The following is a 481-nucleotide window of genomic DNA, read 5'->3' as shown; positions in this document are numbered from 1 at the left end:
TGCAAAAGAAGTAGGTAGCTTAACCTTCGGGAGGGCGCTTACCACTTTGTGATTCATGACTGGGGTGAAGTCGTAACAAGGTAACCGTAGGGGAACCTGCGGTTGGATCACCTCCTTACCTTAAAGAACCTGCCTTTGTAGTGCTCACACAGATTGTCTGATGAATGATGAATTTCAAAGTGTGCTTATTAAGTGCATTGTGAAATTTTGCTCTTTAAAAATCTGGATCAAGCTGAAAATTGAAACGACACACTGTTAATGGTGTGTTCGAGTCTCTCAAATTTTCGCGACACGAGGGTGTTTTACGAAACATTTTCGGGTTGTGAGGTTAAGCGACTAAGCGTACACGGTGGATGCCCTGGCAGTCAGAGGCGATGAAGGACGTGCTAATCTGCGAAAAGCGTCGGTGAGGTGATATGAACCGTTATAGCCGGCGATGTCCGAATGGGGAAACCCAGTGCAATTCGTTGCACTATCGTTA

Annotated in this window: 2 rRNA genes; both read left to right on the top strand. The window is 45.7% G+C overall.

What is annotated here, in order from left to right:
- Positions 1-118 (top strand): 16S ribosomal RNA (locus FN082_RS17820); the annotation flags it as partial.
- Between the two features lie 208 nt (positions 119-326).
- Positions 327-481 (top strand): 23S ribosomal RNA (locus FN082_RS17815); the annotation flags it as partial.

Source organism: Klebsiella spallanzanii (genome assembly GCF_902158555.1).
Taxonomy (GTDB): Bacteria; Pseudomonadota; Gammaproteobacteria; order Enterobacterales; family Enterobacteriaceae; genus Klebsiella; species Klebsiella spallanzanii.
This window is presented reverse-complemented; position numbering and strand designations above follow the sequence as displayed.